Origin of the sequence: Henriciella sp. (assembly GCF_029937755.1) — a bacterium.
In the GTDB taxonomy this organism is placed as follows: domain Bacteria; phylum Pseudomonadota; class Alphaproteobacteria; order Caulobacterales; family Hyphomonadaceae; genus Henriciella.
This window is the reverse complement of record NZ_JAPYPG010000004.1, coordinates 1-14,304: the sequence shown is the minus strand read 5'-3', so window position 1 is coordinate 14,304 and position 14,304 is coordinate 1. Positions and strand designations below refer to the sequence as shown.

10 protein-coding genes are annotated in these 14,304 nt (G+C 53.0%); all 10 read left to right on the top strand.

Annotated elements, in window-relative coordinates; translation table 11 throughout:
* The first annotated feature begins 63 nt into the window (after positions 1-63).
* The 10 genes from Q1K29_RS09875 (at position 64) to Q1K29_RS09830 (ending at position 14,246) form a co-directional block, all read left to right on the top strand.
* A complete protein-coding gene (locus tag Q1K29_RS09875) occupies positions 64-1,479 on the top strand; it encodes a hypothetical protein (protein WP_300394105.1) in 1,416 nt (471 codons plus the stop codon).
* Positions 1,480-1,783: 304 nt separating this feature from the next.
* The gene (locus Q1K29_RS09870; RefSeq protein WP_300394103.1) at positions 1,784-3,151 is read left to right on the top strand and encodes a DUF262 domain-containing protein; all 1,368 of its coding nucleotides are present in this window, start codon (positions 1,784-1,786) and stop codon (positions 3,149-3,151) included.
* A gap of 182 nt (positions 3,152-3,333) precedes the next feature.
* Entirely contained in the window at positions 3,334-4,488 is a 1,155-nt protein-coding gene (locus Q1K29_RS09865; protein WP_300394100.1) for an HNH endonuclease signature motif containing protein, read from the top strand.
* 152 nt (positions 4,489-4,640) lie between these two features.
* Entirely contained in the window at positions 4,641-5,246 is a 606-nt protein-coding gene (locus tag Q1K29_RS09860; protein ID WP_300394097.1) for a restriction endonuclease subunit S, read from the top strand.
* Positions 5,243-6,757 (top strand): type I restriction-modification system subunit M, encoded by a 1,515-nt coding sequence (locus Q1K29_RS09855; RefSeq protein ID WP_300394094.1) that lies wholly within the window; start codon positions 5,243-5,245, stop codon positions 6,755-6,757. Before Q1K29_RS09860 ends, Q1K29_RS09855 begins: the two co-directional genes overlap by 4 nt.
* Positions 6,754-7,893 carry a restriction endonuclease subunit S gene (locus Q1K29_RS09850; protein WP_300394091.1) on the top strand — a complete coding sequence of 380 codons (1,140 nt, stop codon included), beginning with the start codon at positions 6,754-6,756 and terminating at the stop codon, positions 7,891-7,893. Before Q1K29_RS09855 ends, Q1K29_RS09850 begins: the two co-directional genes overlap by 4 nt.
* Positions 7,890-8,723 carry an HAD family hydrolase gene (locus Q1K29_RS09845; protein WP_300394088.1) on the top strand — a complete coding sequence of 278 codons (834 nt, stop codon included), beginning with the start codon at positions 7,890-7,892 and terminating at the stop codon, positions 8,721-8,723. The genes Q1K29_RS09850 and Q1K29_RS09845 overlap by 4 nt, the downstream gene beginning before the upstream one ends.
* On the top strand, positions 8,720-10,276 hold the full coding sequence (locus Q1K29_RS09840) for a hypothetical protein (RefSeq protein WP_300394085.1): 1,557 nt from the start codon (positions 8,720-8,722) through the stop codon (positions 10,274-10,276). The genes Q1K29_RS09845 and Q1K29_RS09840 overlap by 4 nt, the downstream gene beginning before the upstream one ends.
* Positions 10,273-13,521, top strand: a complete 3,249-nt coding sequence (locus tag Q1K29_RS09835; protein ID WP_300394082.1) for a type I restriction endonuclease subunit R — start codon at positions 10,273-10,275, stop codon at positions 13,519-13,521. The genes Q1K29_RS09840 and Q1K29_RS09835 overlap by 4 nt, the downstream gene beginning before the upstream one ends.
* The gene (locus Q1K29_RS09830) at positions 13,518-14,246 is read left to right on the top strand and encodes a SprT family zinc-dependent metalloprotease (RefSeq protein ID WP_300394079.1); all 729 of its coding nucleotides are present in this window, start codon (positions 13,518-13,520) and stop codon (positions 14,244-14,246) included. Before Q1K29_RS09835 ends, Q1K29_RS09830 begins: the two co-directional genes overlap by 4 nt.
* Positions 14,247-14,304: the final 58 nt, after the last annotated feature.

Genomic DNA, 14,304 nt, shown 5'->3' with positions numbered 1-14,304 from the left:
ATCATCAAAAACACGGGAGAGGGATCCCGTAATTTTTAAACAAGTATTTTCGAAGGATATTCCATGCCATACAATTTTGATGACGATATTATTTTTGATGATTTTCACGATCAGCATTTCGACGATCTCCTGGAAGAGGAATGCGCTTCAGTGCTCGCCCGGATTTGTGCAAGCACAGAAGCGCTTCTGGGGGAGGCGCCAGTTCGGTCGATGCTGCAGAAAGCTGCCGAGCAAGTTCATGGATCCAAGCACTTTGGTTCGTCGGACGATCTCGAAGAAGAATTTTGCTTGCAGGGATCTTATCGGGAGGCTGCTAGCGCCATTGCGCGCTTGGGTGTCCTGTCGGTCAATGGCGTGCCGCTGCAGTACAAATCTTATAACCTGAAAATGTACGCGATGCTCGGCGTGGTCGATATTGGTTCGGGGGAGCCAGAAGAGATTCAGGCTTTTGTTGAGGAGGTCGTCAGCTGGGCCAATGCTCTCGTTGCCACAGTCGCGCGCGAAGAGACCGAACCTTTCATGTGTTTCTTTGCTAAGGCCGCTTCGGCCCGCCTGGATCTCGATATGGGCCGTAACCCATTGATCGATGAGTTTGCGGCGCTGGCAAGCCTTGCTCGCCATCCCCACAGTGAGCCGCTGACGAATGACCTTCTGGAGCTACCCTACAAGACAATCCAGAACTTGATTTCAGCAAAGACATTGGAGCGGGTCGGCGATCGGAAGCTTGCGCATAAGTCCGCGCACGAATGGATGAGAAAGCAGTGGCCATACGATATTCTCTATCCGTCCCGGGTTTTTGCCGCGCCGATTGCTGCGGCGGTTTCCGAAACGATCGAGGAGCCCGTCTTCGTCCCAGTGATCGCGGAAGCGAAGAATATCGTCGCTGAGCCTTATCTTCCGGAACAGCGCCACGAAGATGGTTATCACATTCAGCTTGCCGATCGTGAGCTGACGATCATCGACTACTGGGAGGCGCTCTCCCTTCTGAGGGCAAATCCGTCGGCGAGAGTGAGCACACCTCATTTGCCCCAGTACCTTCCGCTCTCCAAGAACTGGAGGGTATTCGAAAAGGCCGTCATTGATGGAATGATAGCAAACGAGCAACCAGCTCGTTTCGAAGGCGCAGGGGATAAACCCGCCGGGCTTTGCGAGCAGTTTCTGCGCATTGTGGAAAAGCATCCGAAAGTCGCCGCGCACAGGGTAGGGCACACAAAAAAGATGTTGCGCTACAAATGCTCAAACGGGCAGGAGGTAGCGGTGGAGAAGCGGCCTGACCGCCCTCTCATCTATGTCGTAGCGTCTTCCAAGAACGAAACAAAGTTTGCAGATCGGACCATTCGGCGCAAAGGCCCGGGTCCTGACGGCCGGAACAGCAATTTGAATGCGATGGATGCGTTTGTGGGTACAGAGCTCCTTGTTCTGAGACCTGACACGCTCGAGCAAGCTCGTTCAATTCTCGACGACTTGGCGATGCGCTGAGCTTGAATGATTTCGGCGCCGTTCCTTAGCTTCTGACACTGCATGGCGCCAGGCGCCGGCTAGCTTATCGCTTGCCGGCGCTGCAGGTCGGATTTCTTCGGCCGTGAAAGTTCTCACGCTATCACTCCAGCACATTCAGCTATTGGGCGAGACGTCTTGAAGATGGTCTCAGTGCGTGTGATCGGATTAAATATTACAGTGTGAGGGGATTCGGCAGCCGAAACTGTCAAAGGAGCGAGCGTCGACGCTCAACCCATTGTGGAGTCGTTGAGGCTGAATGAGCTGCCAGCATAAAGAGGGAAGAATGGACACTGAATATACGGACAAAGAACTGCCATCTGACGCGTACGATGCAAACTTGGAGGATTCTGACGATGATGATGAACTCGATCTTGGTAGCGCTGATCGTAAGATTCTGACTCAAACGCTCGATGAACGCCTCGAAGGATTGGTCGCCAGAGTGCGAAAGGGCCGGCTCGTTCTTCAGCCTGACTTCCAGCGGGATTTTGTGTGGTCGCGCAGCAAAGCCAGCTTGCTGATAGAATCCATTTTGATGGGGATTCCTCTTCCAGTCGTATATGTATCGGAATTGGCCGATGGCACATGGGAAGTGGTTGATGGCCAACAACGGCTTACTGCGATCAAGTCGTTTATCGACGGCGTGTTCCCCGATGGGAACAAATTCAAGCTGTCAAAGCTGAAGGTTCGACACGATTTGCGCGGCAAGAGCTTTCAAGAGCTGTCCACGGCCGATCAGATTCAAATCGAAGATTACACTTTGCGCCTCATCAAAATTCAGAAGGAGGCTCACGAGGACATCAAGTTCGAGGTGTTCGAGCGGCTAAATTCCGGCGCAGAACGCCTCAATGACATGGAGCTCCGCAACTGCATTTATCGTGGTAGCTATAACGACCTTCTCGAGGAGCTCTCGAAGCACCCAGTCCTTTTGAAGATCCGAGGCGAAGAGTTACCCGACAAAAGGATGTGGGATCGACAGCTCTTGCTTCGCTTCTTTGCGATGTGGCGGAAAACACATCTGCATTTTCGCTCGCCCATGAAGCAATTCATGAACCATGAAATGCAGGTGTATCGTCATGCCTCTCCAGAGCAAATTGACGAGATGCGGCGGGTGTTCAGCAATGCGATTCAGATCGCGTGGGACGTCTTTGGTGAGAATGCGTTCCGCAGATACACGCCGCCCGCGGAAGCTGGCGATCGCGGTCGATGGGATAACCGTGGACGATTCAATGTCGCGCTGTGGGATACGGTGCTCTACGTTTTCACCTTCTTCGAGCGCCGCCAAGTGCTGCCCGTGGCCGATGCAGTGCGCGAAGAGTTCCTGGACGTGATGACGAACGATCAGACGTTCGTGGATTACATTGGCAGAACAACTGACAAGACAGACCGCATTCGATACCGGGCTGAAACGTGGCGAAAGCGCATCGAGCCGCTGATTACGACGCCCAGCAATGAGAGTCGGAGTTTCTCGCGAGACCTGAAGTACAGGTTATTTGAGGCGAACTCAGCCTGCGCGATTTGCGCCCAGCAGATTCACGCGGTTGATGATGCCGAAATCGATCACATCGAGCATTATTGGCGGGGCGGTCGAACGGTCCCGGAGAATGCGCGTCTCACTCACAGATTATGCAATCGCGTTCGTGGTGGTCATTAGGGGCAGCACGTAAGAGCCTCAGCTCGATGCCAATAGAATGGTGACAGGGAATCCCAGCCGCTGCGAGACCACTTATAGGGGCGTCCCAGTTCAGTTGAATTCCTCAGAACAACTTCACCTGGCTTCAGGCGAGAGCAGATAGCTTAGCTCGCAATCTGCCCTCTGCATCAACTGCGAGAACTATGACCATTTCTCAGTTAACAGATCCGAGTGCGGTGATAGCCGCAATAGCCGAGTACCAAGCGTCGCCACAACGCTTTTTGCGAAAGTACAAGCGAGGCCCCGCCAAAGACTACTTCCTGAGGTATAAGGGCCAGGATCTCCCCTCAAAAGCAATTCTAGCTGGCGCTTATTTCCATCAAACTGGAACCGAAATCGGGTCTTTTGTTGGAGGGCGCAGTGTTGCCAAGCGTCTGTCCGATTTGGGCTTCGAAATCGTACAGCGGCGGAGCCGCGAAACGGTGCCGTTTGAAATTGAGGCGCCTTCACGTCGTGTCGAGAGTCATTCGTTCTTGTTGAATAAGAACTACAGTCGGCGGTCCGAAATACATGCGGTCTTCGGAGGCCAGTCTCAGGGTGGGATATCAACGCCGGCGAACGCTCCGTTCATCTTCCTTTTTACGGGCGAAGAGGGAGAAGACCACGGCTACCAAGACGGTTGGATGCCAGATGATGAAACTTTTCTGTATACGGGAGAAGGTCAGCGCGGCGACATGGAGTTCGTGAAGGGCAACAAAGCCGTCCGGGATCACGCGGCCGAGGGTAAAGCCATTTTGCTTTTTAGAGCGCTTGGCAAGCGACAGCCCATTCAGTTCATGGGCGAGTTCGCTTGCGCGGGTTGGCGTACAATCCGCACCGCCGACTCGGATGGTATGCTGAGAAATGCGATCCAGTTCTTTCTAGTTCGCACGGACATTATCGAGAGCACCCAAGAGCTGAAATCTAATGACTTGAATAAGCTGCCGATCGGGGAGTTGCGCCAGGCCGCCTACCGAGCTGTGGATGCGCAAGGCGTCTCGGACCCAAAGCTCGGACGACAGCTTCTTCGCAAACGAAGTGAAAAGATTCGGTCATATGTGCTGGCTAGAGCTGGTGGACGCTGCGAGCTGACTGGGGAGCCAGCTCCGTTTCGTTCTAAAGGAGGTCAGCCCTATTTGGAGGTACATCATCTCCAAAGATTATCTGATGGTGGCCTGGACCATCCGCGGTGGGTGGCTGCTATTAGTCCTACCGCTCATCGCGAAATACACTTCGGCGAGAATGGAGAAGACCTCAATAATCGCTTGAAGCGCATCGTGGCTGAGTTGGAAGCCGGTCTGGAGAAAGGTTGCGCATAATGGCCCTTATGCAAGCATGTTACGCTTGGTGAGTATCGGCGGCCCCACGTTTTCTTGGGATAGGCGTGACAGAGATTCATGTTTTTGCATCATTTATCATGATGCGAATTTTATTATTGACAGCGCAGCGCTGAGCACTTATTTGCTTCATCATGGATGATGCAAAAGTTCTTCAGTTGGGGCAAGTTGCGCGTGTTTCGGCGGGGTACCCTCTCCGCGGCTCGGCCAGCACTTTGCCCGATGGTGGCGTGCATTTTGTGCAGCTTCAGCACGTCGACACCGATGCGGACATCGATTGGTCCGCGGTGCCGAGAGTGTCTCTCCCCTCCAAAAGAGAGCCGCATTGGCTCACAAGCAACGACCTCATCTTTTCTGCGCGCGGCACACGGACGCTGGCCTATCCGCTGCCGAACGTGCCAGGCCCTGCAGTCTGCGCGCCACAATTCTTTGTTGTGAGCCCCAAGCAGCCGGAGAAAGTGCTCCCCGAATATCTGGCATGGCAGATCAATCAACGCCCCTGCCAAGAATATCTCGCTCAACGAGCCACTGGAACAACGATTCCCAATGTCCGGCGGCAAGCCCTTGAAGAAATGCCCCTTGCAATTCCGCCCATCGAAGCACAGCGGACCCTAGTGGACCTATGGCGATTATCTCGCAACGAGCGGGCGCTTTTGAGCCGACTCATTGAAAACCGAAAACAACAACTGGATGCATTGGCTTTCGGCCTTCTCCAGGTCGCAGAGAGGCAAAAGATATGAACGATCAGGTGAAACAAGACGACATCAACGCCGCCGTCTGGGGCGCCTGCGATACCTTTAGGGGCGTCGTCGATTCCTCGATCTACAAAGACTACGTCCTGACAATGCTGTTTCACAAATACATCAGCGATGTCTGGCAGGACCACTACGATAGCTACCAGAAGCAGTATGGTGATGAGCCCGAGCTGATCACCGAAATGATGAAAGCAGAGCGCTTCACCCTTCCGGAAGGAGCGGACTTCTACACGCTGCATCGAAGACGGCATGAGCCCGGCAATGGTGAGCGGATCGACAAAGCCCTTCACGCGATCGAAGAAGCCAACATCTCCAAGCTGCGCGACGTATTCCAGGACATCAGCTTCAACTCGAACAAGCTCGGCGAAGAAGCCCAGAAAAATGAGCTGCTGCGTGAACTGCTTGAAGACTTCCACAAGCCAGCGCTCAATCTCCGCCCCAGCCGTATCGGCAAACTCGACATTATCGGCAACGCGTACGAGTTCCTGATCAAGCAATTCGCTGCCGGCGCCGGCAAGACTGCTGGGGAGTTCTACACGCCGCCTGAAGTATCGCAGCTCATGGCGATGTTGGTAGATCCCAAGGAGGGCGACGAAATATGTGATCCGGCCTGCGGGTCGGGTTCGCTGCTCATGAAATGTGGGCGGCTGATCAGTAAGCGGTACGGCTCTAAGAAGTATGCTCTGTACGGTCAGGAGGCGATTGGCTCCACCTGGGCGCTCGCCAAGATGAACATGTTTCTGCACGGCGAGGACAATCATAAAGTCGAATGGGGAGACACAATCCGTAATCCCAAACTGCTGGACGGTGACGACAAGCTGAAGCACTTCGACATTGTCGTCGCCAATCCGCCCTTCAGCCTCGATAAATGGGGACACGGAACGGCAGAAGATGACAAATTTGGTCGCTTCCGGCGAGGGATTCCGCCCCGCACGAAAGGCGACTACGCCTTCATCCTTCATATGGTCGAAACGCTCAAACCGAAGACCGGGCGGATGGCCGTGGTCGTTCCTCATGGCGTCCTCTTTCGCGGCGCAGCCGAAGGCAAGATCCGCAAGAAGCTGGTTGATGAGAACCTGATCGATGCGGTGATCGGCCTGCCCGAGAAGCTTTTCTACGGCACGGGTATTCCGGCGGCGATCCTCGTTCTCAGAAAGCGCAAATCCGACGAGGCGACGCTCTTCATCGATGCCAGCCGAGATTTCGTCTCCGGCAAGAACCAGAACCAGCTCAGCGAAGATAATCTCAAGGCCATCATGGCCGCCTACGAGGCGAGAGATCTGGACGGCGTTGAAAAGTACGCGGCTCTCGTCTCGAAGGAACAGATGGCGGCGAACGACTACAATCTCAATATCCCGCGCTACGTCGACACCTTCGAAGCCGAGCCAGAGATTGATCTGATGGCCGTGCGCGCCGAACGCGAGACGCTCAAGGCCGAATTGGCTGAACTCGAAAAGCGGATGGACGGATATCTCAAGGAGCTGGGATATTCATGATCAAACTCTACAAGTTCCCTCGGATCGCGATTGCCAGACTAGTTGAAAAGGTGTCGCGCCCGGTTTCTGTCGAACCGGAAACTCTCTATCGCCAAATTGGTGTGCGTTCTCATGGTCGAGGGCTGTTCGACAAGGAAGCTGTCACTGGCACTTCGCTTGGAAACAAGCGAGTCTTCTGGATCGAACCAGATTGTTTCATCGTCAACATCGTCTTCGCTTGGGAGCAAGCGATTGGACGCACCACTGAAGCCGACGTAGGAAAGATCGCCTCCCACCGATTTCCAATGTATCGACCGCTGCCCGAAAAAGCTGACCTCAACTACCTAGTGTACTTTTTCAACACGAGCTTCGGCAAACATCTTCTCGGCCTAGCATCGCCAGGCGGCGCTGGTCGAAATAAGACGCTTGGACAATCGGAGTTCTTGGAGCTGGAAATTCCGGTTCCGCCGATCGAGGAACAGCGTCGTATTGCGGAGATCCTTGGCACCTGGGACCACGCAATCGAAACAACCGAAAAGCTCATCGCCGCCAGCGAAGCTCAGAAAAAAGCCCTCATGCAACAACTCCTCACCGGCCAGAAACGCCTGCCGGGGTTTGACGGGGATTGGCGCGAAGTGCGGCTGGGGGAGTTAGGCGAAATCACCTATGGAACGTCACCCAAAGGGATTGCTGTCGAAGGCGGCTACTATCCGATTATTGGTACGGGCGGGGAAGTTGGCCGGACCAATCAGTTCACTTGCAAGCAAGATAGCGTCGTCATTGGACGGAAGGGCTCAATTGATAAGCCTCAATTTGTACGAGGTCCATTTTGGGCAATAGACACAACCTTTTTCGTCTTGCCCAGCGAGCACGCAGACATCGTCTGGCTCTTTCATGCACTGAACTCCATGAGTCTGGCTCGCTTCAGCGAGGCGTCTGGCGTCCCAAGCCTTTCCCGGACAACACTGCAAAGCATCCTCATCAAAACACCTGACATTCGCGAGCAGTCTGCGATTGCGCAGGTTCTGGACTGCGCAGCGCACGAGACAGATTTCCTACGAGCAAAACTCGAAACCCTGAGAACCGAAAAAGCCGCCCTGATGCAGCAACTCCTCACCGGAAAGCGGCGCGTCAACACAAAGGAGATGGCGGCATGACCGATCTGAAACGAACAGCGCTCATCTACGACTATGACGGAACGCTCGCGCGCGGCAATATTCAGGAAAACAGCTTCCTGCCCGCCATCGACATGGAGCGCGGCGATTTCTGGAAGGAAGTAAAGCGCCTCACCAAACAGTATGATGCAGACGAAATCCTCGTCTACATGCAGCTTATGCTGCGCAAAGCCAAAGAGAAAGGCGTGGAAGTTACGCGCGACGAGCTCGCCAAACACGGCGCGTCATCTCAACTCTTCGACGGCCTCGCCGATCATTCCTGGTTCAACCGGTTGAACAAATTTTCTCGGGAGCGTGGTCTGGAGCTGGAGCACTACATCATTTCCTCGGGCACCCAGGAAATGATCGAAGGCAGTCTCATCGCCAAAGACTTCAAGGCGATCATGGCTTCGCGATACATCTATAATGAAGTCGGGCAGGCCGAGTGGCCGAGCCTCGCGATCAATTACACAACGAAGACGCAGTTCCTGTTTCGCATCAACAAAGGCATCGACAATGTCTGGGACAATGAGGCGATCAATCGGTTTATGCCCGAAGCCGAACGCCCTATTCCCTTCTCCCGCATGATCTTCATCGGCGATGGCGATACCGACATTCCCGCGATGAAGATGACGACTCACTACGGGGGGCATTCGATCGCTGCCTATGACCCGAAATGTGACGCACGATCCTTGGACAAGATCCATCGCCTGATCTCGGACGGCCGCGTGAATTTCGTTGCGCCAGCCGACTACACCGAAAACCACCACATGGACATTTTGCTGAAAGGCGTTCTCGGGCGCATTGCGAGAGAAGAGGGGTATCGCCCATGAAGTTCGGATTTTTTTTCGGGGCAGGAGCTGAAGTCTCTTACGGGCTCCCCCTTGGTGGCAAGTTTGCAATTGACCTCTTTCGCCAGGACAATTCGGCAGAGAAGGAAGCTCTGCGCTCAATTTTAGAAGACGATATTGATCGAACTTCGCCCTACGCGACGAATTGGTTGCCCGAAGGCTTTTTCAGAAAACGTATTCATGCCTTTGGAAAGACTGAGTTTCGCGCACTGATTGAGTCTTCTATTGAGTACAGACGACACATAATCTCTGAGCGGCTGAACGCCCTCGACGACTTGTTCGAACGAGCAGTGGAAAAATGCGGCATTACCGTTGAGCGGGTTAGCGAGGCTTTCGCGGAGCACACGAACCGGACTTTCGGCGAACACACATACAGTCAGACGATCAAGATCAACCCAACACTGACGAACAATCTCAAACTATTTGAGTCAGAATTTTATTCGGCGGTTCTCGATCTCGTTAGAGGCGAGGGCGACACGGCTCAAATAGAAAAGTACGCGACTTCAATCCTGCAACTTCTGATCGGAGCTTATGGACAGGAGCTGGTTCAGAAAGTGAACCAGGAGATTTTTACGGAAGCGCCAGACGATCTCACGATTTTTGACGACATCAGCGGCATGTTCCGCCTCGAATTTGATAAGATCGGAAATACAGCGCTAGAACTGCTACTGAAATCCGGCGCCGCTTGCGAACTCGAAGATGACGCAACGGTCCACGACATTTTCCTCGCGGTATTGCGAGAAATCCTCGAGCTCCTATTCACTGAGATTCTCGACTACCAGGCACTGATAGATAATTATTGGCGGTATCTATATTCGCCCAAAGAGGACTGGGCGAAGTTCACCAAAATGGTGATTTTTCTCAATACCACCCGCAGTTACATTCAGTCACAACTCGATGCGAACTTCGCGCCGGAAGCCGACGGGTATTATCATGATCTCCTGGCTCTACTCGATGCGGGCCATGAAATTTCGGGAATTGGTACGGCCAACTACAACAATCTGATTCAGCGCATCGCTGGTGACCGTATTCCAGATGAACTTGTGTATCATCTGAACGGTGGCGTCCGTGATTTCTATAATCCGTACAAGAACACCGTAATCACCTGTGCTGACGGTGTGCCGCCGACAGACCAAATTCATGTCCCCTTCATGCTCACTCAGAGCGGCGTAAAGCCACTTACTTCCATAAGCATGTCCAGACGATACGTGGAGCTATTCGATAAGTTGAAACAGGCCGATGTTGTCGTGGCCATCGGTTACAACTTCAACGTCGACGATAATCACATCAACGGTCTGTTTCGCCAGCTGATCGAAGATGAAGGCCGCACATTTGTTTGGATCAAGCCGAAGTCGAGGCAAACTGAAAACCAGCTTAAAAAGGAACTCGAAGAAAAAATGCGGCTTCCGACGTCTGCGCGTGACCGCGTGCATATTATTCAGGTTCATCGCGATACGCGGCAGTTCGAGCAGCAGACGAGCTGGATAGACGAAATAGTTCAGCGGGTAGACGGGGCGGAACCGGATCCCGCATGACGCGCCCAAACACCGCTGAAATCTACTCCGCACAAATTCCTGCTTTGAGAGTGCTGACCGCGATGGGCTGGGAGTACCTATCCCCTGGCGACTGCCTTGCAATGCGCGACGGAAACAACGCCGTTATTCTCAAAGAAATCCTCATCGACGTGTTGCGAACGCGTACGTTCGAATACAAAGGCGAAACCTATCCGCTTTCAACGAATGCAATCGACCAGATCGTTCGCGACCTCTCTGCACCACAAATGCAGGAGGGGCTGCAGACGGCAAGCGAGGCGATCTACAATAAGCTCCTCTTCGGAGTGACGGTAACTGAGTTCGTCAATGGCAAGTCTCATTCACCCACAATCGCGATTGTTGATTGGGACAATCCCGAGAAAAATACGTTCACCGTCACTGAAGAGTTTGAAGTTCTGCGGACCGACGGCACAAGCACACGGCGTCCGGACATTGTCTGCTTTGTAAACGGGCTTCCGCTTGCGGTGATCGAGGCAAAACGCCCCGATAGCGGTAATCCCAACAAGTCGATGATCGATGAGGGCATCAGTCAAACCATCCGCAATCAAAAGAACGAAGAAATCCCGCACCTCTTCGCATACAGTCAGTTGCTAATGTCGATAAGTGGTACTGATGGACGCTACGCAACGACAAAAACCGCGAAGAAATTTTGGGCACGGTGGCGTGAAGAAGAGCTGACTGACGATCACTTTTCCAATCTGAAAAATCGGTCGCAGCCAGCCAATACGCAAAATCTGCTTAAAGATCGGAACCGAGGCGTACGGGAACAGATGACCACGTACTTTGCGGGGCCACAAGCGATCACGGACCAGGACCGACTATTGGTTAGCCTCCTGTCGCATGAACGGCTTCTGGAGTTCGTCCGTTTCTTTACTTTTTTCGACAGAAAAGCGGGAAAAATTGCGGCGCGCTATCAGCAGGTCTTCGGGATAAAGGCGCTAATTGAACAGATCTCGAAGTTTCGTCCTGATGGCAGCCGGGAAGGCGGCGTCATTTGGCACACAACCGGCTCAGGCAAAAGCTTTACGATGGTGCTTTTGTGCAAGGCGCTGTTGCTGCATCGGAATTTGAGCAACGCGCGCATAGTTGTCGTGACAGATCGGGTCGACCTCGAAAAGCAATTGTCGCGAACTTTTGCATCTGGCGGAGCCATCGGGCGAAAGGCCAAAGCTGACGAGGCAACAGCCAGCAGCGGAAGAGAGCTCGCCAATCGCATAGGCAAGGGCCAGGAAAGAATTCTCTTCTCAACGATCCAACGCTTTGCAAGCGCCGTTCGATCGCACGAATGCTTCAACGACAGTCCCGATTTGATCGTGCTTGTGGATGAGGGGCATCGTAGCCAGGGCGGTGAAAGCCATGAGCGCATGCGCAAAGCTTTGCCGAATGCTTCCTTTATTGCGTTCACGGGCACGCCTCTGCTGAAAGATGATAAAACCGAAAATAAGTTCGGACCGATTGTGCATGCGTACACCATGCAGCGAGCGGTCGAGGACGGGACGGTCACGCCACTCTTGTATGAGGAGCGGAGGCCGGTTCTCGATATCAACGAAACAGCGATCGATAAGTGGTTCGAGCGCATTACCGCCGCCCTTACAGATGATCAGCGCGCCGATTTAAAGAAGAAATACGGCAAGAAGGGGCAAGTATACGGTTCGCTAAATCGAATCGAATTGATCGCTTGGGACATAGCTACCCATTTTCAGGACAACTTCAAATCGTTGGGGCGCGACCTCAAGGGTCAGCTCGCGGCCGACGGACGACTTGCGGCCATTCGATACAAGCGAGCGCTGGACGCAACCGGGTTGGTTACAAGTGCTGTAGTAATCTCCCCTCCCGATACGCGGCAGGACCACGAAGCCGTTGACGAGTATGAACTGCCTGAACTCCAGCAATGGTGGAACGACACCGTCAAAGGCGATGAAGACGAATACGAACGTCAAATTCTTGAGGATTTTTCGGAGCCTGGCGACCCAGACATTCTTATTGTCTCCGACAAGTTGCTCACAGGGTTTGACGAACCGCGTAATTCCGTCCTGTATATCGACAAACCGCTGAAACAGCACAACTTGATCCAAGCCATTGCTCGTGTGAACCGCCTGCACGAGCATAAGCGGTACGGCTTGCTCATCGACTATCGAGGCATTCTCAAGGAACTCGATACGGCACTCACCGACTACAGAGATCTGGCAGAGCGCACTCAAGGTGGATTCGAAATCGAGGACATCGAGGGTCTCTATTCCGACATTTCGACTGAGTACAAAAGACTGCCCAAGCTTCATGATGAGCTGCTCGGAATTTTTTCAAGCGTGAAGAACAGCGCCGATCGTGAACAGTATCGTCAGGTGCTCATCCCTCATTTCGAGCCTGATGAATCGGGCGAAATGGTCGACGTTCGACAGAAAGTACGTGAGGATTTTTATGAGGCACTAACTGCTTTCGGCATGTGTCTGAAAGTAGCGCTTGGGTCTCGATCATTTTTTGACGATGCCTCAGTGACGGAAAGGCAGGTGCAAACCTACAAACAAGACTTGAAGTTCTTCAGCGAGATACGCCGAACGGCTAAAGAGGATGCTCAGGAAACCGTAGATTTCAGCGCCTATGAAGGACAAATCAGACGACTTGTAGATAAGCACGTAGTTGGAGAGGATATAGCAGAATCCGATGGTGCATATTTGGTCAATGAACTTGGCGCAAACTTCAATCCAGAAGATTGGAACGAAGAGAAGGTTCGCAACGAAACCGACATAATTCGCTCGCGATTGAAGAAGACGATCGAGCAGGATCTGGCAGTTGACCCCTATGCCCAAGCCCACTTTTCTGAACTTCTACGCCAAGCACTCGGTGAAGCCGAAGCTCTCTTCGACCACCCTTACAAGCAATATGCTTTGTTTAAGGAAGTTGAAGACGACTTAGAAAACCGTACCAGCCTCGACATTCCGAGCACGATAGCGAGCAATCCTCACGCCTCCGCATACTTTGGCATTTTGAAACAGGCGCAATCAAATGGCGCCATGCCAACAGATATGGTCGAGCTAAGTCTGAAGATTGACCACCACGTTATGAGCGCGGTTGCGGAGCATTCACTCAATCCGCAGAATATTGAAGCTGCGATCCGCAAGAGCGTGTTGCCAGAACTGTTTAAACAGATCGGATTGGAAGCGGCGAAAAGCGTTCTTGAAAAAGTTATCGCTGTGACCCGGTTAGGATTGGCAAGAGGTACACTGTGACCGGATCAACTATCACATATGGCGGAGAGCGCATCTCTTTTTCCGTCGTCGAAAATCCAAAGATCTCCGGCAAGGTGCGTATTCATGTGTACCCCTATGGAAGCGTAAAAGTTGAGACGCCCTTGAACACGCCGGGTGAAGAAATTTTTGCGGCGATGCGGAAGCGGGTTCGTTGGGTCTCTAAGCAGCTGCAGCTCCAAAGGGAGGGTAGGCTACATGCGCTGCCGCGCGAATACAGGTCGGGAGAAACCCACTTTTATCTTGGTAGGCGCTACGTCCTCAAAGCATTGCAACAAGACGCCTGTCCGAGCGCCGTCAAGCTCAAAGGCGGACAACTTCAAGTGACAACTAAGAATAATACGGTTGGTGAAATAAAAAAAACGTTGACCCGATGGTATCGGCTACGAGCTGATGACTACTTCAAGAAGCGACTTCGTGAGATTTCGGCAAACCTTGGATGGGTCGATAGTCCCCCAGGCTTAAAGCTCCGCGTCATGCGAACTCAGTGGGGAAGCTGTTCTCCAGCAGGCCTAATCTGTATAAATCCTCGACTAATCCGAGCCCCTCGCGACTGTATTGACTACGTGCTGCTGCACGAGCTTTGTCATTTAAGGCAGCACAACCACAGCAAACGATTTTACAACCTGCTTGATAAGAACCTTCCGAACTGGCGACATGTAAAGTCACGGCTCGATGGCATGGCGGAATTACTTCTGGTCGAATGAGGGTGACCCAGCCCCGTAAATTCCGGCCATGAATTTGCAGAGTCCTCGACACGAAGAG

Coding starts and splice junctions, on each gene's coding strand:
- Q1K29_RS09835 (WP_300394082.1), top strand. CDS start 10,273: ATGACGCGCCCAAACACCGCTGAAATCTACTCCGCACAAATTCCTGCT.
- Q1K29_RS09840 (WP_300394085.1), top strand. CDS start 8,720: ATGAAGTTCGGATTTTTTTTCGGGGCAGGAGCTGAAGTCTCTTACGGG.
- Q1K29_RS09875 (WP_300394105.1), top strand. CDS start 64: ATGCCATACAATTTTGATGACGATATTATTTTTGATGATTTTCACGAT.
- Q1K29_RS09850 (WP_300394091.1), top strand. CDS start 6,754: ATGATCAAACTCTACAAGTTCCCTCGGATCGCGATTGCCAGACTAGTT.
- Q1K29_RS09870 (WP_300394103.1), top strand. CDS start 1,784: ATGGACACTGAATATACGGACAAAGAACTGCCATCTGACGCGTACGAT.
- Q1K29_RS09855 (WP_300394094.1), top strand. CDS start 5,243: ATGAACGATCAGGTGAAACAAGACGACATCAACGCCGCCGTCTGGGGC.
- Q1K29_RS09860 (WP_300394097.1), top strand. CDS start 4,641: ATGGATGATGCAAAAGTTCTTCAGTTGGGGCAAGTTGCGCGTGTTTCG.
- Q1K29_RS09845 (WP_300394088.1), top strand. CDS start 7,890: ATGACCGATCTGAAACGAACAGCGCTCATCTACGACTATGACGGAACG.
- Q1K29_RS09865 (WP_300394100.1), top strand. CDS start 3,334: ATGACCATTTCTCAGTTAACAGATCCGAGTGCGGTGATAGCCGCAATA.